The 26,163-nt window shown below is 65.5% G+C and carries 23 protein-coding genes; 13 read left to right on the top strand and 10 right to left on the bottom strand.

What is annotated here, in order from left to right; genetic code table 11:
* Positions 1-64: 64 nt before the first annotated feature.
* The gene (locus MTX23_RS07950; RefSeq protein WP_280976060.1) at positions 65-2,224 is read right to left on the bottom strand and encodes an anthranilate synthase component I; all 2,160 of its coding nucleotides are present in this window, start codon (positions 2,222-2,224) and stop codon (positions 65-67) included.
* A 326-nt stretch (positions 2,225-2,550) separates the two neighbouring features.
* Here MTX23_RS07950 and MTX23_RS07945 point away from each other — a divergent pair, with 326 nt between their 5' ends.
* The gene (locus MTX23_RS07945) at positions 2,551-3,546 is read left to right on the top strand and encodes a VOC family protein (protein WP_280976059.1); all 996 of its coding nucleotides are present in this window, start codon (positions 2,551-2,553) and stop codon (positions 3,544-3,546) included.
* 510 nt (positions 3,547-4,056) lie between these two features.
* Here MTX23_RS07945 and MTX23_RS07940 read toward each other — a convergent pair.
* From MTX23_RS07940 to petA, 4 genes are all read right to left on the bottom strand, one after another.
* A complete protein-coding gene (locus tag MTX23_RS07940; RefSeq protein WP_280973967.1) occupies positions 4,057-5,085 on the bottom strand; it encodes an IS110 family transposase in 1,029 nt (342 codons plus the stop codon).
* 165 nt (positions 5,086-5,250) lie between these two features.
* Positions 5,251-5,925 (bottom strand): dienelactone hydrolase family protein, encoded by a 675-nt coding sequence (locus MTX23_RS07935; RefSeq protein ID WP_280976058.1) that lies wholly within the window; start codon positions 5,923-5,925, stop codon positions 5,251-5,253.
* A gap of 219 nt (positions 5,926-6,144) precedes the next feature.
* Positions 6,145-8,214 (bottom strand): cytochrome c1, encoded by a 2,070-nt coding sequence (locus MTX23_RS07930; protein WP_280976057.1) that lies wholly within the window; start codon positions 8,212-8,214, stop codon positions 6,145-6,147.
* A 71-nt stretch (positions 8,215-8,285) separates the two neighbouring features.
* Complete coding sequence (gene petA / locus MTX23_RS07925) at positions 8,286-8,816, bottom strand: ubiquinol-cytochrome c reductase iron-sulfur subunit (RefSeq protein ID WP_280976056.1); 531 nt, start codon at positions 8,814-8,816, stop codon at positions 8,286-8,288.
* A gap of 276 nt (positions 8,817-9,092) precedes the next feature.
* Here petA and MTX23_RS07920 point away from each other — a divergent pair, with 276 nt between their 5' ends.
* From MTX23_RS07920 to MTX23_RS07895, 6 genes are all read left to right on the top strand, one after another.
* Positions 9,093-9,548, top strand: coding sequence for a tRNA (cytidine(34)-2'-O)-methyltransferase (locus MTX23_RS07920; RefSeq protein WP_280976055.1), 456 nt, complete (start codon positions 9,093-9,095; stop codon positions 9,546-9,548).
* A gap of 10 nt (positions 9,549-9,558) precedes the next feature.
* Entirely contained in the window at positions 9,559-10,191 is a 633-nt protein-coding gene (gene queE, locus MTX23_RS07915; RefSeq protein WP_280976054.1) for a 7-carboxy-7-deazaguanine synthase, read from the top strand.
* A gap of 34 nt (positions 10,192-10,225) precedes the next feature.
* The gene (locus MTX23_RS07910) at positions 10,226-10,591 is read left to right on the top strand and encodes a 6-carboxytetrahydropterin synthase (protein WP_280976053.1); all 366 of its coding nucleotides are present in this window, start codon (positions 10,226-10,228) and stop codon (positions 10,589-10,591) included.
* A 2-nt stretch (positions 10,592-10,593) separates the two neighbouring features.
* Positions 10,594-11,490, top strand: coding sequence for an oxygen-dependent coproporphyrinogen oxidase (gene hemF, locus MTX23_RS07905; RefSeq protein ID WP_280976052.1), 897 nt, complete (start codon positions 10,594-10,596; stop codon positions 11,488-11,490).
* Complete coding sequence (locus tag MTX23_RS07900) at positions 11,481-12,221, top strand: HAD family hydrolase (RefSeq protein ID WP_280976051.1); 741 nt, start codon at positions 11,481-11,483, stop codon at positions 12,219-12,221. The genes hemF and MTX23_RS07900 overlap by 10 nt, the downstream gene beginning before the upstream one ends.
* 114 nt (positions 12,222-12,335) lie before the next feature.
* Positions 12,336-12,587: a DUF2158 domain-containing protein gene (locus tag MTX23_RS07895; protein WP_280976050.1), complete on the top strand. Its 252-nt coding sequence runs from the start codon at positions 12,336-12,338 to the stop codon at positions 12,585-12,587.
* 166 nt (positions 12,588-12,753) lie between these two features.
* Here the strand turns inward: MTX23_RS07895 and MTX23_RS07890 are convergent, their stop codons facing one another.
* The 4 genes from MTX23_RS07890 to MTX23_RS07875 are packed head-to-tail and all read right to left on the bottom strand — an operon-like array spanning position 12,754 to position 15,588.
* On the bottom strand, positions 12,754-14,010 hold the full coding sequence (locus MTX23_RS07890; RefSeq protein ID WP_280976049.1) for a CCA tRNA nucleotidyltransferase: 1,257 nt from the start codon (positions 14,008-14,010) through the stop codon (positions 12,754-12,756).
* On the bottom strand, positions 14,007-14,282 hold the full coding sequence (locus MTX23_RS07885; protein WP_280976048.1) for a DUF6111 family protein: 276 nt from the start codon (positions 14,280-14,282) through the stop codon (positions 14,007-14,009). Before MTX23_RS07885 ends, MTX23_RS07890 begins: the two co-directional genes overlap by 4 nt.
* Positions 14,279-14,950: a CoA pyrophosphatase gene (locus tag MTX23_RS07880; protein ID WP_280976047.1), complete on the bottom strand. Its 672-nt coding sequence runs from the start codon at positions 14,948-14,950 to the stop codon at positions 14,279-14,281. The genes MTX23_RS07885 and MTX23_RS07880 overlap by 4 nt, the downstream gene beginning before the upstream one ends.
* Complete coding sequence (locus tag MTX23_RS07875) at positions 14,947-15,588, bottom strand: DUF1285 domain-containing protein (RefSeq protein WP_280976046.1); 642 nt, start codon at positions 15,586-15,588, stop codon at positions 14,947-14,949. The genes MTX23_RS07880 and MTX23_RS07875 overlap by 4 nt, the downstream gene beginning before the upstream one ends.
* Positions 15,589-15,816: 228 nt before the next feature.
* Here MTX23_RS07875 and MTX23_RS07870 point away from each other — a divergent pair, with 228 nt between their 5' ends.
* From MTX23_RS07870 to MTX23_RS07845, 6 genes are all read left to right on the top strand, one after another.
* A complete protein-coding gene (locus tag MTX23_RS07870; protein WP_280976044.1) occupies positions 15,817-16,818 on the top strand; it encodes a MoxR family ATPase in 1,002 nt (333 codons plus the stop codon).
* Positions 16,818-17,759, top strand: a complete 942-nt coding sequence (locus MTX23_RS07865; RefSeq protein ID WP_280976043.1) for a DUF58 domain-containing protein — start codon at positions 16,818-16,820, stop codon at positions 17,757-17,759. Before MTX23_RS07870 ends, MTX23_RS07865 begins: the two co-directional genes overlap by 1 nt.
* Positions 17,759-20,560 carry a DUF4159 domain-containing protein gene (locus tag MTX23_RS07860; protein ID WP_280977999.1) on the top strand — a complete coding sequence of 934 codons (2,802 nt, stop codon included), beginning with the start codon at positions 17,759-17,761 and terminating at the stop codon, positions 20,558-20,560. Before MTX23_RS07865 ends, MTX23_RS07860 begins: the two co-directional genes overlap by 1 nt.
* 1 nt (position 20,561) lies before the next feature.
* Positions 20,562-22,625, top strand: coding sequence for a hypothetical protein (locus MTX23_RS07855; protein ID WP_280976042.1), 2,064 nt, complete (start codon positions 20,562-20,564; stop codon positions 22,623-22,625).
* 160 nt (positions 22,626-22,785) lie between these two features.
* Positions 22,786-23,208: a DUF2946 family protein gene (locus MTX23_RS07850; protein ID WP_280976041.1), complete on the top strand. Its 423-nt coding sequence runs from the start codon at positions 22,786-22,788 to the stop codon at positions 23,206-23,208.
* A gap of 146 nt (positions 23,209-23,354) precedes the next feature.
* A complete protein-coding gene (locus MTX23_RS07845) occupies positions 23,355-25,619 on the top strand; it encodes a TonB-dependent receptor (protein WP_280976040.1) in 2,265 nt (754 codons plus the stop codon).
* 121 nt (positions 25,620-25,740) lie between these two features.
* Here the strand turns inward: MTX23_RS07845 and MTX23_RS07840 are convergent, their stop codons facing one another.
* Complete coding sequence (locus MTX23_RS07840) at positions 25,741-26,058, bottom strand: EthD family reductase (RefSeq protein ID WP_280976039.1); 318 nt, start codon at positions 26,056-26,058, stop codon at positions 25,741-25,743.
* Positions 26,059-26,163 lie beyond the last annotated feature (105 nt).

Genomic DNA, 26,163 nt, shown 5'->3' with positions numbered 1-26,163 from the left:
CAATCCACTTTTGTCTCCGTGCGGCGAAATGGATTGCTTCGCTTCGCTCGCAATGACGGTGCCGTCAGTTCGCATCCAGCCGGAATGCATTCTCCACGATGCGCAGCCCCACCTCGCCGCCGAGGGACATCAGCGATTCCGGATGGAACTGGACACCGGCGACCGGCAGGGTCTTGTGCTCGATCACCATCGCGACGCCGTCTTCGGTGGTCGCGGTCACCGTCAGCACGTCGGGCACGCTGTCGCGTTCGACGAAGAGCGAGTGGTAGCGGCCGATCACGATCTCATTGGGCAGGTTCCGCATCAACCGCCCGCCACGCACCTGGACGCGGGAGGGACGGCCATGCGCAGGCTGCCCGAGCTGACCGAGCTGGCCGCCGAAATATTCGCCGATCGCCTGCACGCCGAGGCAGACGCCGAAGATCGGCAGCTTCTTCTCCAGCGCCGTGCCGATGGTTTTCGAGATGCCGAAATCCTCAGGACGCCCGGGCCCGGGGGACAGCACCAGGAGGTCCCAACCCTTCTGCTTCAGCATATCCTGGGCATGAATGTGCCTGACCACGGTAACATTGGCGCCGACCTGGCGGAAGTAATCCGCCAGCATGTGCACGAAGCTGTCGTCATGGTCGATCAAGAGCACGTTCTTGCCCGAGCCGGTGGCGTCGGGCGCGAAGTCCGACAGCGGTTTCGGCGGATCGCCGCGCAGCGCCTGGAACAGCGCAGCCGCCTTGACCTGGCATTCGCGGTCCTCGGCGGCGGGATCGGAATCGAACAGGCAGGTCGCGCCGACACGTACTTCCGCCAAGCCGTCCTTCATGCGGATGGTGCGGATGGTGAGGCCGGTGTTGATGCTGCCGTCGAAATTCACGCAGCCGATCGCGCCGGCATACCAGCGCCGCGGCGAGCGCTCATGGTCCTCGACGAACTGCATCGCCCACAATTTCGGCGCGCCGGTCACCGTCACCGCCCAGGCGTGGGTGAGGAAGGCATCGAGCGAGTCGAAGCCCGGCCGCAGCATGCCCTCGACGTGATCGACGGTGTGGAACAGCTTTGAGTAGGTCTCGATCTGGCGCCGCGCCAGCACCTTGATGGTGCCGGGCACGCAGACGCGCGCCTTGTCGTTGCGGTCGACGTCGGTGCACATGTTGAGCTCGAACTCGTCCTTTTCCGAGTTCAGAAGCTTGCGGATCTGCTCGGCATCGCCGATCGAGTCCGAACCGCGCGCGATGGTGCCCGAGATCGGGCAGGTCTCGACGCGGCGGCCGTCGGAGCGCACGAACATCTCCGGCGACGCGGAGACGAGGAATTCGCCCTCGCCGAGGTTCATCAGCGCACCATAGGGCGACGGGTTGATGCGGCAGAGCCGCTGGAACACTTCCGCCGGCGAGCGCTCACAAGGCTCGGCGAACAGCTGGCCGGGCACGGCCTCGAACAGGTCGCCGCGGGCGAAGGCTGCGCGCGCGACCTCGACGGTTGCCTGGTATTCGCCCGGGGCGTGGTCGGCAAATCCCTGCCGCGCCGTCTTGGCATAGACGCTCGCTGTGGTCTCGTGCGACAGGCCTGCGGTGGATTTTCCCTTCCAGGCGAATTCGTAAGTCAGCACCACGCCGCGGCCGGTGGCGCGGTCATAGGCGAGCAGGTGGTCCGGCACATAGAGCACGATGTCGCGCTGGTCGGCCTCGCGGGCGCGCTTCTGCATGAGGTCCTCGATCTGGAACACGAGGTCGTAGGCGAAGGCGCCGAACAGGCCGAGCAGCGGATCGGCATTGGAGGCAAACGCCGCCACCATGTCGCGCACCAGCGACATCACACTGGCGCGGCGGGTGCGCTGATCCTCCTCGACCGGCGCAGCGCCGCGGATGATGTGGCCCGACAGCTTCGTCGCGCTGCGCTCCGAGATCACGACGCAGGGCTCGCGCAGCACGTCGCCGAGGAAGGCGATCAGCACCTCGCCGCGCGGATTGAGCGCAGAAAGCGAGAAATCGGTGCCCGATGTCTCCAGTCCCAGCGGCGGATCGGCAAAGCCGAGGTCAAAGCTCTCGTAGCGGCCCGGCACCGTGGTACCCGAGGACAGCACGACGCCGCGGCGGCGGTCCAAGAGCGCGATCAGGTCGTCGAGGCGGTTGGCGCCGCCGGTGAACTGCTCGACCACCCGCGCGACCGCGAGGCCGCCATTGGTGAGGTACTCGCTCTTGGCCGGCAGGGAGAAGACTGTCCTGTTCATGTGATCCTCTTACGAGACTTGCCGAGAGAGCGCCACACAGGACAAACGAAGGGACCGTCGCACTGCGATGGCGACCTTCGACGTTTCTGAGAAATGAAATCGCACCGGCCACCTATGAGAAGGTGGGCCACCAACGACGGGATGGACTGGCAACGGTGCTCATGGACCGTTACTCACCACCCGGCGCGGGCCGTGTCAAGGGATGGCCGCAACCCTGCCCCCTCCGGCCGTGCCTTTTCGGGGTTTGAAAGGACGGAAATCCGCGTAGGATTTGCCGAAATGGCGGCCGATCGACCGCCCAAAAACAGACAATGGCGGAGACGTACATGGCGATCTTGGGTCTCGGATATGCCGGCTTCGGCTCCGACGCGCTCGACGACTGGCGGCAGTTCGGCACTGGCCTGGTCGGGCTGCAGGCGATCGACCGCGGCAATTCACTGCTCGCCTTCCGGATGGATGATCGCAAGCAACGTATCGTGATCGACCGCGCGCTAGCCGAAGGCACAAGGTTCTTCGGCTGGGAGGTGGCGGATGCCGCTGCGCTCGATGGGCTGGCGGCGCGGCTGGAGCGGGCGGGCGTTGCGGTGACCGCCGAGCCGCAATCGCTGGCCGACACGCGGCGCGTCCGCGGCCTGATCTCGTTCCACGACCCGGCCGGCAACCGCCTCGAAGCGTTTCATGGCGCCGAGATCGACGACACACCGTTCAAGCCGGGACGATCGATCTCCGGCTTCCGCACCGGGCCGCTTGGCCTCGGCCACGCCGTGCTGACGGTCGAGCACATCGCTCCCGTCATGGCCTTCTATGTCGACGTGCTCGGCTTCGGCCTCAGCGACTACATCGAGAAGCCGTTCCGCGCCTATTTCTTCCACGTCAATCCACGCCACCACTCTCTGGCGCTGATCGAGACAGGCACCAACGGCATGCATCACCTGATGATGGAGCTGTTCTCGCTCGACGATGTCGGCCAAGCCTACGACATCGCGCAGAAGGAAGACCGCGTCAACGTCACGCTCGGCCGCCACACCAACGATCTGATGACGTCTTTCTACGCCAGGTCGCCGTCGTCCTTCATGGTCGAGTGCGGCTGGGGCGGCCGCGAGATCGATCCGGCAAACTGGACGCCGGTCGAGATGCATGACGGCCCGAGCCTGTGGGGCCATGAGCGGGTCTGGCTGTCGCCGGAGGACCGCGCGGTGGCGCGCGAGATGCGTATGCGCGCCGCCGCCGAGGGCCGCCGCGCCCCGGTTCAGGTGATGGAAGGCAATTTCAAGCTGATGTCGGGGACATGCCCGTGGTGGGACGGGGTGAAAGACGCATAGCAAACTGCGTCGTCCCGGCGAAAGCCGGGACCATAACCACTGGGCGCAGTTATCGGGCGGGATGACCGCCAGTGTGCCTATTGCCACGGCCGCGGCGTATGGGGTCCCGGCCTTCGCCGGGACGACATCGCGCTTGTATCTCGCGCTCCGGCCAAAATGATTGCGCAAGCGCGTGGCCAGGATCGCGCATGGCGTAATCCGGGACCACCTTCTCCGGGGGGATACTGCCCCGGATTGCGCTTCGCTCCATCCGGGCTTCTGTAACGGGCCTTGGTTAGTCAATCCCTTTTTGCGTGGTCCACTTGCCGGGCACTTGCTTCTGTACGGGATCGGCGCAGTGGCCGTCGCCTGATGGGGTGCATTGAGGAGCCGGCCGGCCAATCTACGGAAGCGTGGTTGTGAACCGACTTCCCGGATGGCGGCCTGACCGGATCCGTCGTCCCGGCAAAGGGACTTCGCTCGGGGAAGGCCTGGTGTCGTGGCCTGCCCAGATCGGTTGAGGCTCCTTCCTTAGGTTGCGTGGGCCATCGGATTGAAGGGTTTCGCATCAGCCAGCATCCGATGCAGGATGACTGCGAGCTTGCGCGCCAGCGCCACCTTGGCCTTGCGCATGCCCGCACGTTTGGCAAGCCGCATGGCCCAGCTCTTCAGCGCCGAGCAGTTCCTGACCGGCTTGGTCAGCATGACGTGGGCGGCCTGGTACAGCGCCTCCCGCACCGACGCGTCGCCGATCTTGCTGATGCGGGCAGTGTAGTCGGTTTGCCCCGACTGATACTTCTTCGGGGTGAGCCCAAAATGCGCGCCGGTCGCCTTCGAGGAACGGAACCTGATCGGATCGTCGATCGCGGCGGCATAGGTGAGCGCCACGATCGGGCCGACGGCCGGCGTTGTCATCAGAAGCCGGGCCGGGGGATGCGATCTGGCGAGCTTCTGGGTGTGTCTGTCCAGGCCATTGAACTCGCGCAGCAACACGGCATGGGCTTCGAGCAGGGCCTGCGCCACCAGCTCAAGTCCGGGGTGGCCGGCGACGAGCTCCCGGATCCGGTTGGCGAACGTGCGCTCGGTGGTCTTGCCGACCTTCAGGCCAAAGCCCCGCAGCACGCCACGTACGCTGTTCTCGATGTCGCGCAGCTTCGACTGCAGCAGCTTGCGGGCCGTCAGAACCGCCCGCGTCTCCTGCGCTTCAATCGACTTGCAGTGGACCGGCCGGAACCAGCCGAGCCGCATCAGTTGGGCGATGCCGCGGGCATCGTTGCGGTCCGACTTCACCGGCATCGCCTTGAAGGCATCGCGGACGTGCCGGGTCTCCAGCAGCTCGACGGCAAGCCCGGCCGCGCGCAGCGCCGTGGACAGCCATTGCGACAACGGACCGGCCTCCAGTCCGATCCGCTCCATCGCCTGGCCCAGCGATCGGAACCAGGCGATCAGCGCTTCCGGCTCGCTGGCAACCTTCGCCTCCCGCAAAATCTTGCCCGCGCCATCGACAACGCAAACGCTCGAGCTTTCCAAAGACACGTCGATTCCTGCATAGTGGTACATGGTCGTCCCTTAATGATGCTTGGAGCGGGCTCGCCCGACTCCGTTTGAACACCATCAGTTTGAGGGACGACCGCCTGCCCGAAAAGCCGCACGCGAGCGCGCTTCCACATCGCGCCGTCGCGACCGGGCGGCTATATCCGTCGGCCCGTTACCCCATCTACAAATTTATCCCAAATGCTTCTTGAAGAAATCAGTGGCGCGGCCCCAGGCGAGTTCGGCGGCCTGGCGATCGTGCACGGATTGGCGCTGCTCGTTGACGAAGGCGTGCTCGGCGTCATAGCGGAACAGCTCGAGCGACTTGCCGGCGGCCTTCATCGCCTTCTCGAAATTGTTGACCGCCTCCGGCGTGCACCAGTCGTCCTTGTTGGCGAAATGGGCCTGCAGCGGGATCCTGACGTCGGCGGGCTTGGCGGCCTGCTCCGGCGGAATGCCGTAGAACACGACGCCCGCGGTCAGTTCCGGCACATGCACCGCGCCGATGATGGTCACCGCGCCGCCGAGGCAGAAGCCGGTCAGCCCGACCTTGGCACCGTTCTTGGCGAGATACTGCGCGGCGCCGCGCACCGTCTGCGTGGTGGCGTCCATGAAGTCGAGCGAGTTCATCTCTTTGCCGGCCGCGTCGGTGTCGTGATAGGGCACCACCTTGCCCTTGTAGAGATCGGGCGCCAGCGCATCGAAGCCGGCTGCCGCGAAGCGGTCGCACAGGCCCTTGATCTGATCCGACAGGCCCCACCATTCCTGGATCACGACCACGCCCGGTGCGTTGCCGCGCGCGGCGTTGGCGAGATAGCCCGATGCGTCCTTGCCGTCCGGGCGCTTGAAGCTGATGCTGGTACCCATGAGTTCCTCCGCAATGTTTGCCGGCCGATTGGCCGGCATTTTGTCCGCACTCGGCAAGGGACGCAATCGCCCTGCGGCAAGCTCGCACACTCGTCATCGCGCCTGCAGACCGAGGCGCTTTCGTCGCGCGGCAAAGCCGCCCCCTGTCATATCCCGGTCACGCGACAAATAAAAAAGCCCCCGCAGGGGCTTTTTCAATGTCGTGACAGCAGCCGCGCGTCAGTGCGCGTTGGCCCAGACCCGCTTCTTGGTGAAGTACATCAGGAAGGCGAAGATGATCAGGAACACGAAGACCTGCATGCCGATCCGCTTGCGCTCTTCCATGTGCGGCTCGGCGGCCCACATCAGGAAGGTCGTGACGTCGTGGGCGTACTGCGCGACCGTCGCCGGCGAGCCGTCATCGAAGGTCACCTGACCGTCGGAGAGCGGCTTCGGCATCTTGATCGCGTGGCCGGGGAAGTACTTGTTGTAGTACGAGCCCTCCGGGATCGTGACGCCAGCCGGCGGCTTGTCCTCGAAGCCCTGCAGGATCGCCGAGACGTAGTCGGGTCCCTGCTCCTGGTACTGGGTGAAGAAGTCGATGATGAACTGCGGGAAGCCGCGGTCATAGGAGCGCGCCTTCGCGATCAGCGACAGATCCGGCGGCGCTGCGCCGCCATTGGCCGCGCGTGCAGCCTGCTCGTTCGGGAACGGCGACGGGAAGTAGTCCGCCGGGCGGCCCGGACGCTCGAACATCTCGCCCTGGTCGTTCGGACCGTCCTTGATCTTGTACTCGGACGCGAGCGCAGCCACCTGCGCCGGCGAGTAGCCGGGGCCACCGGGATCGGCGAGGTTGCGGAACGCCACATAGGAGAGCGCGTGACAGGCCGAGCAGACTTCCTTGTAGACCTTCAGGCCACGCTGCAGCGAACCGCGGTCAAACTTGCCGAAAGGACCGGAGAACGACCACTTCTGGGCCGGGGGCGCCTCATCGCCCTCGGCCTTGGCGTACTGGGTGCTGCCGGCAAACACGCCGCCTGCGACCACCAGCGCGAGCGCGACGGACGCCACGGTCGCGGCCTTGCCCCGGCTCTTCGACAGTACGTCATCGGCGATCGAGTTCGGCAGCGGGCGCGGCGTCTCGATCCGGGCGAGCAGCGGCAGCACGATCAGGAAGTACGCGAAATAGCAAGCTGTCAGGACGCGGCCGGCGACCACATAGATACCTTCCGGCGGCTTTGAGCCGAGATAGCCGAGCCCGATGCAGACCACCACGAAGATCCAGAAGAACTGCTTGGCCAGCGGACGGTACTTCGACGAACGGGTCCGCGCGCTGTCGAGCCAGGGCAGGAAGCACAGAATGATGATCGCCGAAAACATCACGACGACGCCGGCGAGCTTGTTCGGAATGCTGCGCAGCATCGCGTAGAACGGCAGGTAGTACCACTCCGGCACGATATGCGCCGGTGTCACGCCGGGATTGGCAGGGATATAGTTGTCCGCCTCCATCAGATAGTTCGGCATGTAGAAGATGAACCAGGCAAAGAAGATCATGAAGCAGGACACGCCGAACAGGTCCTTGATCGTCGCATACGGCGTGAACGGCACGGTGTCCTTCTCGGTCTTGGCCTCGACGCCGGCCGGATTGTTCTGGCCCGCGACATGCAGCGCCCAGATATGCAGCACGACCACGCCGGCGATCACGAACGGCAACAGGTAGTGCAGCGAGAAGAAGCGATTCAACGTCGGGTTGCCGACCGAATAGCCGCCCCACAGCAGCGTCACGATGCTCTCGCCGACATAGGGAATCGCCGAGAACAGGTTGGTGATGACGGTGGCGCCCCAGAAGCTCATCTGGCCCCACGGCAACGCATAGCCCAGGAAACCTGTTGCCATCATCAGCAGGTAGATGATGACGCCGAGGATCCACAGCACCTCGCGCGGCTCCTTGTATGACCCGTAATAGATGCCGCGGAACATGTGGATGTAGACTGCGAAGAAGAACATCGACGCGCCGCTGGCGTGGATGTACCGCAGCAACCAACCGTAATTGACGTCGCGCATGATCAGTTCGACCGACCTGAAGGCGAGATCGGCGCTCGGCGTGTAGTGCATCGCCAGGATCACGCCAGTGATGATCTGCACCGCCAGCATCATCGAAAGGATGGCGCCGAAGGTCCACCAGTAGTTCAGGTTGCGCGGCGTCGGATAGGCCACGAAGGACGAGTGGACCAGGCCCATAATCGGAAGGCGCCGTTCGATCCACTTCAAGGCGGGGTTGGTCGGTTGATAATCGGATGGTCCGCTCATTGATGCGATCCTGAGAAGAAAAACGACGCGATGGGTCCAAGTTGAGGCCGAAGCCCGGAAGGGTCCGGGACTTAGCCGATCTGGATTTTGGTGTCGGAAACGAACGTATAGGGCGGCACCGCCAGGTTGGCGGGCGCCGGCCCCTGCCGGATGCGGCCGGAGGAATCGTACTGCGAACCGTGGCACGGGCAGAAGAAGCCGTCGTAATTGCCCTCATGAGCGATCGGGATACAACCAAGATGCGTGCAGATGCCGATCACCACCAACCACTGATCGTGGCCGGCCTTGACGCGCGCCGAATCCGGCTGCGGGTCGGGCAGGCTCGAGAGCGCCACGCTCTGGGCTTCCTCGATCTGCTTCTTGGTGCGATGGCTGATGTAGATCGGCTTGCCGCGCCAGAAGACCTTGATGTCCTGGCCCTCGGCGATCGGCGTCAGGTCGACCTCGATCGGCGCACCGGCCGCGATCGTGGCGGCGTCCGGGTTCATCTGGGTCACCAGCGGCCAGACGGTAGCGACTGTGCCGACCGCGGCGGCCGCTCCGGTTGCAACAAAAAGGAAATCACGGCGTGTCGGATGGTCCGCCGAAGACGCTGTCGTCACGTTTCCAAGCCCTTTCATATCCGCAGCCGGTGGAACCGCCCCGGAGACGCAGAACGCGCCCAGGAAAGGCTGCCGGCGCCCGCGGCCCCCGCGGCGGCAGAAAACTGCCCTTCCGCACCCCAAACGGCGGAACAGCAGTCCAGAATCGTTCTATTGGCACCCTTGCCGGACGAGCGCAAGCCCGCTATCGGCTCGCAAGCGTGCAATGCACGAAATCCGCGCCAAGCGATGTTTTATTAAGACAATTTCATCCGGACTTCACAGGTCGCCAGCATCATGCAGATCGCGCTGTTCCAGCCCGATATCCCCCAGAATACAGGAACGATTCTACGCCTCTGCGCCTGCCTGGACGTGGCTGCCCATATCATCGAACCGGCGGGCTTCGAGGCCTCGGACCGGCATTTCCGCCGGGCGGGCATGGACTATCTCGACCATGTAAGGTTGATGCGCCACGACTCATGGTCAAAATTCGAGGAATGGCGTACCGAGGCAGGGTGTCGGCTGATCCTGTTCACGACCAAGGCGGCGAAATCCTACCTTGATTTCCAGTATACCGCCTCCGATGTCCTGCTCTTCGGGCGCGAGACGGCAGGGGTCACCGACGCAGTGGTGGCCGCCGCGGATGCGCGGCTGGTGATTCCGATCAAGCCGAGTTTGCGCTCGCTCAATGTGGCGGTCACGGCGGCCATGGCACTCGGTGAGGCGCTGCGCCAGACCGGCTCGGCAACTTAAGGGATTTTCGGTGAGCTACGCAGTCAAGGAGATCTTTCTGACCCTGCAGGGCGAAGGCGCCCATGCGGGGCGGGCCTCCGTGTTCTGCCGCTTCGCCGGCTGCAATCTCTGGAGCGGCCGCGAGCAGGACCGCGCCGGCGCGGTCTGCCGATTCTGCGACACCGATTTTGTCGGCACCGACGGCACCCTGGGTGGCCGCTATGCGACCGCCGAAGAGCTCGCGGAGACCGTTGCCGCGCAATGGACCGGCGGGGACGCCGACCGCTATGTGGTGCTGACCGGCGGGGAGCCGCTGCTGCAGGTCGATACGCCCCTGATCGAGGCCCTGCACGGCCGCGGCTTCGCGATCGCGATCGAGACCAACGGCACCATCGCGCCACCCGATGGGCTCGACTGGATCTGCGTGAGCCCAAAGGCCGCGACCGAACTCGTGGTGCGCAAGGGACATGAGCTCAAGCTGGTCTATCCGCAGCCGGAGAACAGCCCGGAGGATTTCGCGGGCCTCTCCTTCGAGCGCTTCTCGCTGCAGCCGATGGACGGCCCCGACGTGATCGTGAACACCGCGCGTGCGATCGAGTACTGCCTGAAGCACCCGCAATGGCGGCTCAGCGTGCAGACGCACAAGGCGCTTGGCATCAGATGAACTGGAATCTGACAGAACTGGATTGTTGAGAGAGATGTGGGAATTGACGAAAACGTTCCGCTTCGAGGCTGCGCATGCGCTGTCCGGAACGACCTTTGGCGCCGGCAGCGAGGAGATTCACGGCCACTCCTTTCGCGCCGAAGTCACCGTGCGCGGCACGCCGGATCCGAAGACCGGGATGGTGGTCGACCTCGGCCAGCTCGAACGCAGCATGGCCGAGGTGCAGAAGACGCTCGACCATAAGTTCCTCAACAAGATCGAGGCGATCGGGTTGCCGACGCTAGAGAACCTGTCGCGCTTCATCTGGGAGCGGTTGCAGCATGCCGGAAAGCTGACGCGCGTCAGCGTCCACCGCGACAGCTGCGGCGAGAGCTGCACCTATTACGGCCCGCAGGACTAGCCATGCGGCCGACAGACCCCGCCATCATCGAGGATCGCAAGGCGCGCGCGCGGCGCTGGTTCGAGGCGTTGCGCAACGACATCTGCGCGGCCTTCGAGCGGCTCGAGGATGACGCCCCCTCGGCCCTCTATCCCGGCAGCGCGGGCCGGTTCGTGCGCACGCCCTGGGACCGCACCGACCACACCGGCAAGCCCGGCGGCGGCGGCGTGATGTCGGTCATGAAGGGGCGGCTGTTCGAGAAGGTCGGCGTGCACTGCTCGACGGTGCATGGCGAATTCGCCCCCGAATTCCGCGCGCAGATTCCCGGCGCCGCCGACGATCCGCGCTTCTGGGCGTCCGGCATTTCGCTGATTGCGCATTTACGCAATCCGAACGTGCCCGCCGTGCACATGAACACCCGCTTCGTCGTCACCACCAAGGCCTGGTTCGGCGGCGGCGCCGACCTGACGCCGGTGCTGGACCGGCGCCGTACCCAGGACGACCCCGACACGATCGCCTTCCACGCCGCGATGAAGGAGGCCTGCTCCGGTCCGAACGGCGTCGCCGACTACGACAAGTACAAGAAGTGGTGCGATGAATACTTCTACCTGCCGCATCGCAAGGAAGCCCGCGGCATCGGCGGCATCTTCTACGACTGGCACGACAGCGGCGACTGGGAGGCCGATCTCGTCTTCGCCCAGGACGTCGGGCGCAGCTTCCTGAAGATCTATCCCGAACTGGTGCGGCGCAATTTCCAGCAGGCCTGGACCGCCGAGGATCGCGAGGAGCAATTGATCCGCCGCGGGCGCTATGTCGAATTCAACCTGCTCTACGACCGCGGCACCATCTTCGGCTTGAAGACCGGCGGCAACGTGGATTCGATCCTGTCGTCGCTGCCGCCGGAGGTGAAATGGCCGTAAAGAGCCTGCCGCGTGCGATGCTGATCGACATGGATGACACCATCCTGTCGGCCTATGGTCGCCCTGAGATCGCCTGGAACAAGATCGCCACCGAATTCGCCGATGAGCTGGCGCCCCTGCCCCCGGAGCAGGTCGCGACTGCGCTGCTGGCTTCCGCACGGCAATTCTGGTCGAAGGCGGAGCCGATCTGGCGGATCAGGCTCGGCGAGGCGCGGCGGCTGACGGTGAGGGGCGGTTTCGCGGCGCTCGCGGCGGCCGGACACCGCGCGCTGCCGGACGATCTCGCCGACCGCATCGCCGATCGCTTCACCACGCTTCGCGAGGAGGAGATGTTCGTCTTTCCCGGCGCACACGAGGCGATCGATGCGCTGAAGGCGCTCGGCATCAAGCTCGCGCTGGTCACCAATGGCGCCGCCGACATGCAGCGCGCCAAGGTCGAGCGCTTTGCGCTCGGCCACCGCTTCGATCACATCCAGATAGAGGGCGAGCATGGCTTCGGCAAGCCGGAGGAGCGCGCCTATCTGCACGCGATGGAGGCGCTCGGCGTCACTGCCCCTGACACCTGGATGGTCGGCGACAATCTGGAGTGGGAGGTCGTGGCGCCGCAACGGCTCGGCATCTATGCGATCTGGATGGACGTGCATGGCGAGGGCCTGCCGCCGGGATCGACGGTCAAGCCCGACCGCATCATCCGCTCGCTGACCGAGCTGGTGCCGGTCGCGCGCAAATAGCGCTTCGCTGGTTGTTCCTCACACCAAATCCACTGCGCTTTGCGTCGGCCGTGATCGGACTGTCATGACCGATCGATAGCCTGCCGTCCGCGTCATCAAGCGCGGAGGGAAATCATGGAACTGAAACCAGGCGATGTCGTCATGCTGAAATCCGGCGGCCATCCGTTGACGGTGGTTGAAGTCGAGGACGACAAGGTCGGGTGCCTCTGGATGGAGACGGACGGCGATCTGTTTCGCGAAACGCTGCCGCTCGTCGCGCTCGAATCGGCCGCACTCGATCCGGAAGACGACGAAGAAGAGGATGACGAGGACGAGGACGAGGACGACGACGACGACGGCCGCAAGAAGAAGCGCAAGCCTGCCTAGCACATCTGCTCTGCGCGCGATGCTGCCTGGCGCGCCGCCGGCAGCATCGTCTCGCCGGGCGTTCAGAGCGCGCGCAGCGCTGAGACAATCATCACCATTCCGCCGATGATCACCGCGACATCGCGCTGACCGCGTTGGTCATGTCGGCAAAAGCCGGAGAGCAAGTTCACAGCCGGTGGTCACGGGTAAAACGGGAAACGGCCTGGTCGGCGATGCCAGACAGCACTTGCGGATCCAGCGGGAAATCCGCGGCAAGCCAGGCATCCTCGGCCAAGGTCAGGACATGCCCCAGCGCCGGTCCTTCGGCGATTCCGCGTGCGATGAAATCCGACGCTCTCAACGGAAAGTGAGGCGCGCGCCAGCGCTGCGGCAGCGTCGCAAGCGCGCGCCACTGCTCGACATTTCGGCCCGCGCCGGTTCGCGCCCAGGCGAGCAGCAGCCGGTCGCGATAGGGCTGCTCGTCGAGCCGATACAGCCGGCGCTTTGCATGCGCCTCGTCCATGCCGGGCAACCGCCACCAGCGATGGCCCATCGAGTCGAGTGCCTTGGCCTCGGCATTGGAGAGCCGCAGCCTGCTTGCGATGCGCCGCGCATCCTCGGTGACGGCGACCGTCAGCGCAGCGAGCCGGCGTACCGCGCTTGGCGCCAGCCCCATCAGCTTCTCGATCTCGATCATCGCCGCGAACGGCCCGGTATAGGCGACGCCGCCGAACAGCGGCAGCAGCAGGCCGCCGTCCGCCATCGCGACGACCGCGGCGGCGGCACCGTCCGCCACCACGAGCTTGAGCATTTCCATGCGGATGCGCTCGGCCGAGAGACCGGCAAGTCCGGCGCGCCCGCCGATGCAGGCGAGATAGCCGGCGCGGTCGACCTCGCCGGCGCCATAGGCAGCGTGGAAGCGGAAGAAGCGCAGGATGCGCAAATAGTCCTCCGCGATCCGTTGCGCGGGATCGCCGATGAAGCGCACGCGCCTCGCCTTGATGTCGGCGAGCCCTCCGACGTGATCGTGTACGACGCCTTCCGCATCGACCGACAGGCCGTTGATGGTGAAATCGCGCCGCTCGGCATCGCGCACCCAGTCGCGGCCGAACGCCACCTTCGCCTTGCGGCCATAGGTTTCGGTGTCCTCGCGCAGCGTCGTCACCTCGAAAGGATGACCCTCGACGACCAGCGTGACAGTGCCGTGCTCGATGCCGGTCGGCACGCTCTTGATACCGGCCTGCTTGGCGCGGCGGACCACTTCATTCGGCAGTGCGGTGGTGGCGATGTCGATGTCGCCGAGCGGAATCCGCATCAGTGCGTTGCGGACGGCGCCGCCGATCACGCGCGCCTCCTCGCCGTCGGCATTGAGCAGGCCGAGCACGCGCGCCGCCGGACCGGAGGCGAGCCATGGCGCGTCGGACAACAGGCGCACCTCGCTCATTTGTCAACTCCGGTCTCAACTCCGGGCACCAGCCTGCCGTTCTCGATATGGGCAGGCACGTAGGTCGAGTTCGGCGGCGCGCCGGTATACTCCGCGAGCAGGACGAAGCTCACGATGACGAGCAGCAGCGCCGCCAGCGTCAGCTTCGCCAGCATGTCGAGCGGCCACGACGCCGGCAGCGCCACGCCGGCGCGCGTCGCGATCAGGAAGCTGGCATAGACCGCGAACGGGATCAGGAAGATTCCGACCTCGGTCAACACCGTGCGGATCATGACAGGTAAATCCGCTCATACAGCACGCGCAGGATACCCGCGGTCGCGCCCCAGATGTAGCGCTCGGCGAACGGCATCGCGTAATAGGATCGATCCATGCCGCGGAATTCCTTGGTGTGGATCTGATGATTCTCGGGATTCATCAGGAAGGCGAGCGGCACCTCGAAGGCATCGACGACCTCGGCTTCGTTGATGTCAAGCGCGAACCCCGGCCGCACCTTGGCGACCGTCGGCAGGATGCGGAAGCCGAACGCGGTGCCGTAGAGGTCGAGATAGCCGACCGGGTCGATGAAGTCGCGCTTGAGCCCGACCTCCTCGCAGGCCTCGCGCAGCGCGGCATCGAGCGGCGAGGTGTCGGTGGCGTCGATCTTGCCGCCGGGAAACGAAATCTGGCCGGCGTGACTCGACAGATTGGGCGAGCGCTGCGTCAACAGCACGGTGGGCTCAGGACGATCGACCACTGGAATCAGCACGGCGGCCGGCCGCACCGGCTGCTCCTTCGCGACGATCTCGAGCATGCGATCGTTGCCGGAATCTCCGGTGCGCGGAATGATCCGAGGATCGATCAGGCCCGGCGGCACGTCGAAATTGAGCCGCGCGCGAGCTCGCGCAAAGAATTCCGTCGAACTGATCGTCGCCGGCCCCGCCTTCAGCAACGGCTCGTTCAAAGTGCGTCCCTCACCTGCTTCGCATCCGCCATCGCGAAGAACTCGCCCCCGGACTCGACGCCGAACATTTGACGACCATCGATCATCCGCTCCTCGCCCATGTCAACCAGATCGTAATAGAGCGCGCGGGTGACCTTGGCCCAGAGATCGGCGCGGACATGCAGATAGGGCGTCAGCCCGCCATCCTCGGCGACCTCGAAGCGCAGGCCGTGGCCCTTCTCGCAATCGACCCAATCATCGACATTGGTGCGGAACCTGAGCAGGCGACCGCGGTTGTCTTCCTGCTTTTGCATTTCGACGGCGAGGAACGGTGCATCATCGACGCGGATGCCGACTTTCTCCACAGGTGTGACGAGAAAGTGCTTGCCGTCCTCGCGTTTCAGGATTGTGGAGAACAGCCGCACCAGCGCCGGACGGCCGATCGGCGTTCCCATGTAGAACCAGGTGCCGTCACCGGCGATTCGCATGTCGAGATCGCCGCAGAATGGAGGATTCCACAAATGCACCGGGGGTAGTCCCTTGCGCCCGGTCTGACCCGATGTCGCAGCTTGATTGGCCGCAGCGGTGAGGCCTTCGAGACCCTTGCTTTCGAGGCCCGCGGTTTCACGGTCCTGCTCGGTCTGCCCTTGCTTCGCCATTGTTTGCCTTAAGGTTTCCTACCTTCAATCTGGCACGATTGGTGCACGTATCTTTGAGATGTGATCGGGATGCCATTCTCGCCACATCGTGATGCCGTTCATACCCTGAAATACCGATAAGGTGGGGATAGTTTAATTCAACGAATACATGGCCTTCGTGCAGGTTTAGCATGAGGGCCATGACATGACGACGCGGGAAGCTCGCATCGTCAAGAAGGAGCGGACAGAATGGCTGGAGACAGTGTCGAGAAACTGGAGGATGTGATCGTCCGTTCGGCTGAACAGGTCGCCGGCCAGATCCGCGCCGCCAAGGAAGCGGTTTCCACCGTCATTTTCGGCCAGGATCGGGTGATCGAAAACACGCTGGTGACGATTCTATCCGGCGGCCATGCGCTGCTGATCGGCGTGCCCGGCCTTGCGAAGACCAAGCTGGTCGAGACGCTCGGCATCACGCTCGGGCTCGACGCCAAGCGCATCCAGTTCACGCCGGACCTGATGCCGTCGGACATTCTCGGTGCTGAAGTGCTGGACGAGAGCTCGACCGGCAAACGCTCGTTCCGCTTCATCTCCGGTCCGGTGTTCGCACAGTTGCTGATGGCTGACGAGATCAACCGCGCCAGCCCGCGCACCCAATCGGCGCTGCTGCAAGCCATGCAGGAGCAGCACATCACCGTTGCCGGCGCACGGCATGACCTGCCGAAGCCGTTCCACGTGCTCGCGACTCAGAACCCGCTGGAGCAGGAAGGCACCTATCCGCTGCCCGAGGCGCAGCTCGACCGCTTCCTGATGGAGATCGATGTCGACTATCCTGATCGCGACGCAGAGCGACGCATCCTGTTCGAGACCACCGGCGCCGACGAGACCGCCGCCAAGCCGTCGATGGACGCGGAAGCGCTGATCACCGCACAGCGGCTGGTGCGCCGCTTGCCGGTCGGCGACTCCGTGGTCGAGGCGATCCTGTCGCTGGTTCGCGCCGCACGCCCCGGCCCCGAGGGCGGCGAAGCCGGCAAGCTGATCGCCTGGGGACCGGGTCCCCGCGCCAGCCAGGCACTGATGCTGGCGGTCCGCGCTCGCGCGCTGCTCGACGGGCGGCTCGCGCCATCGATCGACGACGTGCTTGATCTCGCGGAACCCGTGCTCAAGCATCGTATGGCGCTCACCTTCTCGGCGCGCGCCGAGGGCCGCACTATTCCTGATGTGATCAGGCAATTGAAGACGCGGATCGGTTGATGGCGGCGGAGAACAGGCACCTGAACGAGGAGAAACTGGCGGTCCGACGTGCAGATGGCGAAAGCCGAACGCTCGCCGCATCGCTGCCGCGCCTGGTGCTTGAGGCCCGCCGCATCGCCGCCAACGTGATCCACGGCCTGCACGGCCGCCGCCGCGCCGGCGCGGGCGAAAGCTTCTGGCAGTACCGCCGCTTCGTCTCGGGCGAGCCGTCGCAGCGCGTCGACTGGCGACGCTCGGGCCGCGACGACCATCTCTATGTCCGCGAGCAGGAATGGGAAGCCGCGCACACCGTGTGGATCTGGCCCGATCGCTCGCCCTCGATGGTCTTTGCCTCACGCGGCGCTCGCGACAGCAAGCTTGAGCGCGGCCTGATCGTCGCCTTCGCGCTGGCCGAGCTGCTGGTCGCCGGCGGCGAGCGCGTCGGCATTCCCGGCCTGATGAACCCGACCGCGAGCCGTGCCGTGATCGACAAGATGGCGGAGGCGATGCTGCACGACGACAAGACGCGCGCGAGCCTGCCGCCCTCCTTCGTGCCGTCGTCGCTCGCCGAGATCGTGGTGCTCTCGGATTTCTGGTCGCCGCTGCAGGAGATCAAGACGATGCTGGCCGGGCTCGCCTCGTCCGGCGCGCATGGCAGCCTGATCCAGGTCGTCGATCCCGCGGAAGAGACCTTCCCCTATTCCGGCCGGGTCGAATTCGTCGAGCCCGAAGGCGGCGGCGTCATCACCGCGGGCCGCGCCGAAAGCTGGACGACCGATTATGTCGCGCGCGTCGCCTTGCATCGCGACCAGATCCGCGCTGAGACCAACCGGCTCGACTGGCTGTTCTCGACCCACACCACCAGTCGCTCCGCGGCCGAGTTGCTGCTGTTCCTGCACGCCGGCATGATGGCGAGCAAGAGCGGCGGACGCACGACCGTCAAGGCGGGACGAAGCGCATGATCGCGGGTCTGCCCCTCTCCTTCGCCGAACCGCTGCTGCTGCTGGGGCTGGTCAGCCTGCCGGTGCTGTGGTGGCTGCTGCGCGTGATGCCGCCGCGGCCACGGCGCATCGAATTCCCGCCGACGCGGCTGTTGTTCGACATCACGCCGAGGGAGGAGACGCCGTCGCGCACGCCATGGTGGCTGACGCTGCTCAGGCTTGCCGCCGCCACGCTCGTCATCCTCGCCGCCGCCGGTCCGATCTGGAATCCGCAAACCGGCATTGCCGCGAGCAAATCGCCGCTCGTCATCCTGCTCGACGACGGCTGGAGCGCCGCCTCGAGCTGGGATGCCCGCATCAAGGCCGCCGACGAGCTGATCGCCGATGCCGAGAGCGACCGCCGCGGCGTCGCGCTGGTGCCGCTGTCGGAGCCCGCGCGGGACATTACGCTGATGCCGGCCGGCACCGCGCGCGTCGCGCTGCGCCAGCTCGCGCCAAAGCCCTACTCGATCGACCGGGTCGACACGCTTGCAACGCTCGGACGCTTCCTCAAGGCGACCGGCGATTGCGACATCGCCTGGCTGTCCGACGGCGTCGATACCGGTCGCGGCACCGAATTCGCCGAAGGCCTCGGCAAGGTGATCGAGGGCCGCAACCTGACGATCTTCGAGGGCGGCACGCCGCCCGCGCACGCGCTGGTCGCGGCCGAGAACGCTGCCGCCAAGATGACGGTCAAGGTATTGCGCACCGAGGGTGGGATCGCGAGCGGCACCGTGCGCGCGCTCGACGCCAAGAGCTCGCCGATTGGCGAGGCCCACTACACGTTCGCCCCGCAGGAACGCGAGACCGAAGCCTCATTCGATCTTCCTGTTGAGCTGCGCAACGACATCGCGCGGCTAGAGATCGCGGGCGAACGATCGGCCGGCGCGGTCCAGCTGCTCGACAAGCGCTGGCGTCGCCGCGCGATCGGCGTGGTCTCGGGATCGAGCACGGATACATCGCAGCCGCTGCTCGCCTCGACCTTCTATCTCTCCCGCGCGCTGCAGCCGTTCGCCGATGTACGGTTGGGTAATCGCGGCGCGCCGCAGCAAGTGATCGCGCAATTCCTCGATCAGCGGCTGCCGATGATCGTGATGGCCGATGTCGGCACGCTGTCGCCTGAGATCCGCGACCGGCTCAACGCCTGGATCGAGCAAGGCGGCGTGCTGGTCCGCTTCGCAGGTCCCCGCCTCGCGCAGGCCGACGACGACCTCGTCCCCGTGAAGCTGCGCCGCGGCGGCCGCACCCTCGGCGGCAGCCTGACCTGGGAGAAGCCGCAGCATATGGCTTCGTTTGCCGCCGACGGCCCGTTCGCGGGATTGAGCGTGCCCAAGGATGTCACCGTGAGCCGGCAGGTGCTGGCGGAGCCTGACGCCGTGCTGGCGACCAAGAGCTGGGCGTCGCTTGAGGACGGCACACCGCTCGTCACCGGCGAGCATCGCGGCAAGGGCGTGATCAGCCTGTTCCACGTCGGCGCCGACATGCGCTGGTCGGACTTGCCGATGTCCGGCACCTTCGTCGAGATGCTGCGGCGGCTGGTCGACATGTCCGGCTACACCTCGAAGCCGGGTCCCGGCGTCGCAACCGATCCCAAGGCCGAGACGGTGGCGCCGCTGCGGACGCTTGACGGGTTCGGCGCGTTCGGCCCGCCGCCGTCTAGCGCCAAGCCGATCTCGGCGGACTATCACGATCGCGCCACCGCGGATCATCCGCCCGGCCTCTACGGCCCGGCCGACGGTCCGGTCGCCATCAACACGCTTGCCTCGTCCGACCGCATCGCGCCGCTCGATACCTCGAGCCTGCACGCGCGGCGCGCGAGCTACACCAACACCGAGCCGCGCGATCTGCGAGGCATCATGCTGTCGTCGGCGCTCGCGCTGTTCCTGATCGATGCGATCGTGGTGGCGATGCTCGGTGCCGGACTTGCCGCAGTGCTGCGGCGGCGTGCGGCACCCGTCGTGCTTGCGTTCGCCTTCATGCTCGTCGCCCTGGCGCCCTCGGCGACGCGCGCCGAGAACGGTGACGACTTCGCCATCAAGGCGACGTCACAGACCAGGCTCGCCTATGTCGTGACGGGCAATGCCGACGTCGATTCCATCGTCAAGGCCGGGATGTCCGGTCTGACGCTGTTCCTGGCGCAGCGCACCGCGCTGGAAGCCGGCGATCCCGTGGGCGTGGACCCGGCCCGCGACGAGCTCGCGTTCTTCCCGCTGATCTACTGGCCGATCGTGCCGGGCGCGCCGAAGCCGCCGCAGGACGCCATCAACAAGATCGACGCCTACATGAAGCAGGGCGGCACGGTCGTGTTCGACACCCGCGACGCCATCGAGGCGGGGCCGGGCGACAATGGCGCATCACAGACGCCGGGCATGCAGACGCTGCGCGAATTGCTGTCCACGCTCGACGTCCCCGAGCTCGAGCCGGTGCCGCGCGATCACGTGATGACCAAGACGTTCTACCTGCTGCGCGATTTCCCCGGCCGCTTCAACACCGGTCAAACCTGGGTCGAGGCGCTGCCGCGCGGGGACGACGACGAAGCCGCGCAGCGGCCGGCGCGCGGCGGCGACGGCGTCTCGCCGATCATCATCACCTCGAACGATCTCGCCGGCGCCTGGGCGATCCGGACCGACGGGCAGCCGATGCTGCCGTTGACGCCGGGCGAGCCGCGCCAGCGCGAATTCGCCTTCCGCGCCGGCGTCAACATCGTGATGTACACGCTGACCGGCAACTACAAGGCCGATCAGGTACACGCACCTGCCCTCATCGAGCGGCTGGGACAATAATATGAACTACGGTATTGCGTTCACACCGCTGGTTCCTTCGCTCGTGCTGTGGCTCGCGCTCGGCGCGATCGTCGTGATCGCAGCACTGTTGCTCTTGTCGCGCGCGCGCGGCACCGCGGTGCGCGTCGGCGCGCTGGCGCTGATCCTGCTCGCGCTGGCCAATCCCTCGTTCACGCGCGAAGACCGCGAGCCGCTGTCCTCGGTGGCCGTCGTGGTGGTCGACAAGAGCCCGAGCCAGAACTTCGGCACGCGCAATCAGGAGACCGAGAAGGCCAGGGAAGCGCTGGTCGACAGCCTGAAGCAGATCAAGGGGCTCGAAGTCCGCGTCGTCGAGGCCGGCCAGGCCGACGGCGAGACCGACGGCACCAAGCTGTTCGGCGCGCTGTCGTCGGCGCTTTCTGACGTTCCGGTCGAGCGCGTCGCCGGCGCGTTCATGATCACTGACGGGCGCGTGCATGACATTCCCGCCAATGCACAGGCGCTCGGTTTCCAGGCCCCGGTGCATGCGCTGGTCACCGGCCGCAAGGACGAGCGCGACCGCCGTATCGCGATCACGGCAGCGCCGCGTTTCGGCATCGTCGGCCAGAGCCAGACCATCACCTTCCGGCTCGACGATCAGGGCGTCACCGGCGAGCGCGCCAAGGTCACGGTCCGCCGCGACGGCGAGGTGATCAGCGAGCGCACGATGACCAGCGGCCAGACCGCCAGCGTCGACGTCGACATCAAGCACGCCGGTCAAAACATCGTCGAGATCGAGGCCTCGCCGCTCGAGAACGAGCTGACGCCGGTCAACAACCGCGCCGTGGTCTCGATCGACGGCGTGCGCGACAAGTTGCGCGTGCTGCTGGTCTCGGGCGAGCCGCATTCCGGCGAACGCACCTGGCGCAACCTGCTGAAATCCGACCCCAGCGTCGATCTCGTGCACTTCACGATTCTGCGCCCGCCGGAGAAGCAGGACGGCACGCCGATCAACGAGCTGTCGCTGATCGCGTTTCCGACCCGCGAGCTGTTCCAGCAGAAGATCAACGAATTCCAGCTGATCATCTTCGACCGTTACGCCCGCCAGGGCGTGCTCCCGATCGCCTATTTCGACAACATCGCACGCTATGTCCGCGCCGGCGGCGCGGTGCTGGTGGCGGCCGGGCCCGACTACGCCTCGACCACCAGCATCTGGCGCACGCCGCTCGACTCGGTGCTGCCGGCCGAGCCGGTCGGCGTGAGCGAGAAGCCATTCTACGCGCATTTGAGCGATGCCGGGAAACGTCATCCGGTGACGCGCGGCTTGGAAGGCTCGGCCTTCGAGCCGCCGCATTGGAGCCGGTTCTTCCGCAGCGTCGACACCCGCAACGCGGTCAATCCGCCGGTCATGACCGGCGCCGACGGCAAGCCGCTGCTGCTGCTGTCGCACTTCGGCGAGGGCCGCGTCGCGCTGCTGCTCTCCGACCATATCTGGCTGTGGGCTCGCGGCTACGAAGGCGGCGGCCCGCATCTGGATCTGTTGCGGCGGGTGTCGCACTGGCTGATGAAGCAGCCCGACCTCGACGAAGAGGCGCTGCGCATGCAGGTGCACGGCAAGGACCTCACGGTGGTGCGCCAGACCATGGCCGACACCGTCTCGCCTGTCACCGTGACGGCGCCGAGCGGCACCACGCACGAGCTGACGCTGACCGCCGGCGATCCCGGCGAGTGGCGCGCGACGCTGCCGGCCAACGAGCTCGGCCTGTGGCAGGCGACCGATGGCACATTGAAAGCGCTGATCAATGTCGGACCGACCAATCCGAAGGAGTTTTCGGAAGTCACCTCGACCACGGACACGCTGAAACCGCTGGCGCAGGCGACCGGCGGCGACGCCCGGCGCATTGCCGACGGATCGAGCCTCAACATGCCGCGCATCGTACCGGTGCACGGCTCCTCGATCTTCCGCGGCGACGGCTGGCTCGGCGTCAAGATGCGCGATGCGAGCGTGGTCAAGGGCGTCGGCGTTTTGCCTATGTTCGCCGGGGTGGTCGGCCTGTTGCTGCTGCTCGGCGCCTTTGCAGCCACCTGGCTGCGCGAAGGACGCTGATCGGGTTCGACGGACACGTTGCGTCAATCCCACAAGGACGGCCGATCGAGCGCAGGTTGCCTCGACGGCGGTTGACATCGCGATGGCCATCCGATGTTATAATGTAACACTGGCACGGGGTCATGGTCATGATGCCGTCCCGAGGGCGGGCATCAATCGGATGAAGTGGTTCCGGAGACACATCAGAACTGGCTCGCGGCTGGCGTTGTTTGCGCTTGCCGTCCAGTTCGTGCTGTCGTTCGGTCATTTCCATCCCATCGCAGCTGCGAACGCGGCTCCGGCTGTCCAGACCGGCCTGTCGAAGCTCGACTTCGCCTATATCGGCACCTCTGCGACGCCGGATCTCGCAATTCAGGTCGTCCACAAGCAGCCGCCGGCCGATCAGGACAAGAACCGGCATCCCGCTGACAATTGCGCGATCTGCGCCGTCATCTCGATGGCCGGCAACCTGCTGGTCGGGGGCCCTCCGGTGCTGCTGCTGCCGGAAGCGGTGGAGTTTCTCCGCCGCACCACCGATGCCGAATTCCTCCACCTCAAGTCGGCCCCCACGGCGTTCCGTTCCCGCGCACCTCCGCTCTCCTGACATCGATTGCTGTCTGTGCCTCTGAGATCGGGCCGCATTGAGTGGCGGGGTCTCGGAGAAATCGTTCAATCGGTCCGTCGCAAATGACGGCGAGGCCTGCCAGCTCCACCACAACAGATCAGCTGGCGGCCTTCAGGATCCCGACCATGAAGTCCCCGTTCAGAGCTTCCCTCCTCCTGTCCGCATCAGCCTCGGTGCTGCTCGGACTGGGCCATGTTGCCAGTGCGCAGACCCCTCCGCCTGGAGCCGAGGGCACCACCACCTTGCCAAAAATCGAGGTCATCGAACCCAAGCACGCGCAGCCGCCGCGGCGCCCGAAGAAGCGCGTCGTTACCACGCGACGCGCGGCGCCGCCGCCGGCGGCTCCCGCGCCTACCGAGGCGCAGGTGGTGACGAGCACCAACGAGAAGTTCGACGCGGCACGCCAAAACGTCGTCGCCCCGGTCGGCGCCAACGCGCATCGGGTCAATCACCAGGCGATCGAGGCGATGCCGCAAGGGGCGGACGCGCCGATCGACAAGGTGCTGCTGCAGTTCCCCGGCGTGACGCAGGACTCTGCGGCCAGCGGCGAACTGCATGTTCGCAACGAACACGCCAACGTTCAGTATCGCATCAACGGCATCATGCTGCCCGACGGCGTCGGCGCCTTCGGCCAGATCCTCGATACCGGGATCGTGGGCAGTCTTGCCTTGCTCACCGGCGCACTGCCGGCGCAGTTCGGCTTCCGCACCGCTGGCGTGGTCGACATCCAGACCAAGGCCGATGCCTTCAACAATGCGGGCAAGGTCGGCGTCTATGGCGGCAGCCACGGCACGATCACACCGAGCTTCGAATATGGCGGGACGGTCGGGCAGACCCAGTATTTCGTCTCGGGACGCTATTTCCAAAGCAGTGTCGGCATCGAGAATCCAACGCCGTCCTACAACGCGATCCACGACAACACGTCGCAGGAGAAGGGATTCCTCTATCTCTCGACGGTGATCGACCCAACCAGCCGCCTGACCTATATGGGCGGCGTCTCCAACAGCACCTACCAGATCCCGAACAATCCGGGGCAGACGCCGAACTTCACGGCCTTCGGCACGTCGGATTTCGATTCCTCGAAGCTCAACGAACGCCAGACCGAGTTCAACCAGTTCAACGTCGTGGCGTATCAGAAGTCATTCGAGGACATCGACATGCAGCTGTCCTACTTCAACCGCTACAGCCAGCTGCACTTCTACCCCGACACGGTCGGCGATCTGGTGTTCAACGGCGTCGCGTCCGACGTCTATCGCCAGAGCTTCGTCAACGGCATCCAGGAAGATACTGCATGGCGCGTCGGCTACGCCCATACGCTGAGGTTCGGCTTCTCGGTCTCCTCCGAGCGGTCCCTGGTCAACAACTTCTCGACCATTCTGCCTTTGGTCGATCCGACGGATCCGAGCGCGGGCACGATCGACGCGCCGTACTCGATCTTCGATTCGAACGCCAAGACCGGCTGGCTGATCGGCACCTATCTGCAGGACGAATGGCGGATCACCAACCAGCTGACCCTCAATGCCGGCCTGCGCTTCGACCAGATGTATCAATATGTCGATGCCAACCAGCTCAGCCCGCGCATCAATCTGACCTGGAAGCCGTACGACGGAACGGCGTTCCATGCCGGTTATGCGCGCAACTTCACGCCGCCGACCCAGGTCATCGCCGCTCCCGTCAATCTCGCCCTGGTGCAGGGTTCGTCGCAGCAGCCGGAGATCAACAAGAGCAGCCCGGTGCTGCCGGAGCGGTCCCATGTCTTCGACGTCGGCGTCGACCAGAAGATCTACGCAATCCCGGGCCTCGAGGTCGGCGTCGATGGCTACTACAAGATCGCGCGCGACCTGCTCGATGACGGCCAGTTCGGCGCCGCCTATGTGCTGACCGGATTCAACTACGATCGCGGCGAGAACGTCGGCGTCGAGCTCAAGGCCAAGTACACCAACGGCAATTTCAGCGCCTACGGCAACGTCGCATGGGCAAGGCAGATCGCCACCAACGTGGTGTCAAACCAATATCTGTTCGAGCAGGACGAGCTGAACTACATCGCCACACATTACATTTACACGGACCATGCCCAGACCTGGACGGCCTCCGCCGGCGCGTCATACCTGTGGAACGGCACGCGCTTCTCTGCCTCGATGATCTACGGCAGCGGCCTGCGCTCGGGCTTTGCCAACACCGATCATTTACCGGGCTATACCCAGGTCAATCTCGGTCTGTCGCACGACTTCAACATCGTCGCGCCGAACAAGCCGACCACGATCCGCTTCGACGTCGTCAACCTGTTCGATACGATCTACCAGATCAGGGACGGCTCGGGCATCGGCGTGTTCGCCCCGCAATATGGGCCGCGTCGCGGCTTCTACGTCGGCATTTCGCAGAAGCTGTGACGACAACACGGTGCATGGCGCTGCGCGCGCCATGTGCCGGTTGAGGCGATGCCACGTGCTGAAGCAGCCAAGCTCTCCTGCCGTTCACGGCGGGAGAGATTGCCTTAAACGATGCCAGTCGTCAGTGACCGACGACGACTTCGCTGATCTGGATCACCGGCTGCAGATCGGTGTAGTTCGGGATGTCGCCCATGATCTCCTTCACATGCGGCCCGAAACCGGCCTGGAAGTCCTCGACCGAGTCGCAGAAGATGTGGCACATTCCGACATAGGTGGCTGGTGCGCCGGGCGCGCCGCCGGCGAGACCTTTGTCGATCGTATAATACTTGCACTTGTCGCCGAGACGCGCCTTCACCAGCGGCATGTGCTTGTCCCGATAGTAGTCGTGATCGAAACGCGCGCCGGGATTGTTTGGATACATCACACTGACCTTGATCATCGCGCGCTCCCTTTGACATGACATGCGCCGGCTATGGCCCGGCGCTTGACGTCAACTGTGCTTCAGTTCTGTCGGGCGCGCAACTGTTCCGGTTGTGACGCGAGG

This window comes from Bradyrhizobium sp. ISRA436 (assembly GCF_029910015.1).
Classification (GTDB): Bacteria; Pseudomonadota; Alphaproteobacteria; order Rhizobiales; family Xanthobacteraceae; genus Bradyrhizobium.
Note: the sequence above shows the minus strand (reverse complement) of the source record. Positions and strands in the feature narration are given on the sequence as shown.

Excerpts from the sequence above, each read along its gene's own strand:
- MTX23_RS07950 (WP_280976060.1), bottom strand. The coding sequence starts at position 2,224 with ATGAACAGGACAGTCTTCTCCCTGCCGGCCAAGAGCGAGTACCTCACC.
- MTX23_RS07945 (WP_280976059.1), top strand. The coding sequence starts at position 2,551 with ATGGCGATCTTGGGTCTCGGATATGCCGGCTTCGGCTCCGACGCGCTC.
- MTX23_RS07940 (WP_280973967.1), bottom strand. The coding sequence starts at position 5,085 with ATGTACCACTATGCAGGAATCGACGTGTCTTTGGAAAGCTCGAGCGTT.
- MTX23_RS07935 (WP_280976058.1), bottom strand. The coding sequence starts at position 5,925 with ATGGGTACCAGCATCAGCTTCAAGCGCCCGGACGGCAAGGACGCATCG.
- MTX23_RS07930 (WP_280976057.1), bottom strand. The coding sequence starts at position 8,214 with ATGAGCGGACCATCCGATTATCAACCGACCAACCCCGCCTTGAAGTGG.
- MTX23_RS07920 (WP_280976055.1), top strand. The coding sequence starts at position 9,093 with ATGCAGATCGCGCTGTTCCAGCCCGATATCCCCCAGAATACAGGAACG.
- MTX23_RS07910 (WP_280976053.1), top strand. The coding sequence starts at position 10,226 with ATGTGGGAATTGACGAAAACGTTCCGCTTCGAGGCTGCGCATGCGCTG.
- hemF (WP_280976052.1), top strand. The coding sequence starts at position 10,594 with ATGCGGCCGACAGACCCCGCCATCATCGAGGATCGCAAGGCGCGCGCG.
- MTX23_RS07900 (WP_280976051.1), top strand. The coding sequence starts at position 11,481 with ATGGCCGTAAAGAGCCTGCCGCGTGCGATGCTGATCGACATGGATGAC.
- MTX23_RS07895 (WP_280976050.1), top strand. The coding sequence starts at position 12,336 with ATGGAACTGAAACCAGGCGATGTCGTCATGCTGAAATCCGGCGGCCAT.
- MTX23_RS07890 (WP_280976049.1), bottom strand. The coding sequence starts at position 14,010 with ATGAGCGAGGTGCGCCTGTTGTCCGACGCGCCATGGCTCGCCTCCGGT.
- MTX23_RS07885 (WP_280976048.1), bottom strand. The coding sequence starts at position 14,282 with ATGATCCGCACGGTGTTGACCGAGGTCGGAATCTTCCTGATCCCGTTC.
- MTX23_RS07875 (WP_280976046.1), bottom strand. The coding sequence starts at position 15,588 with ATGGCGAAGCAAGGGCAGACCGAGCAGGACCGTGAAACCGCGGGCCTC.
- MTX23_RS07870 (WP_280976044.1), top strand. The coding sequence starts at position 15,817 with ATGGCTGGAGACAGTGTCGAGAAACTGGAGGATGTGATCGTCCGTTCG.
- MTX23_RS07865 (WP_280976043.1), top strand. The coding sequence starts at position 16,818 with ATGGCGGCGGAGAACAGGCACCTGAACGAGGAGAAACTGGCGGTCCGA.
- MTX23_RS07855 (WP_280976042.1), top strand. The coding sequence starts at position 20,562 with ATGAACTACGGTATTGCGTTCACACCGCTGGTTCCTTCGCTCGTGCTG.
- MTX23_RS07850 (WP_280976041.1), top strand. The coding sequence starts at position 22,786 with ATGAAGTGGTTCCGGAGACACATCAGAACTGGCTCGCGGCTGGCGTTG.
- MTX23_RS07845 (WP_280976040.1), top strand. The coding sequence starts at position 23,355 with ATGAAGTCCCCGTTCAGAGCTTCCCTCCTCCTGTCCGCATCAGCCTCG.
- MTX23_RS07840 (WP_280976039.1), bottom strand. The coding sequence starts at position 26,058 with ATGATCAAGGTCAGTGTGATGTATCCAAACAATCCCGGCGCGCGTTTC.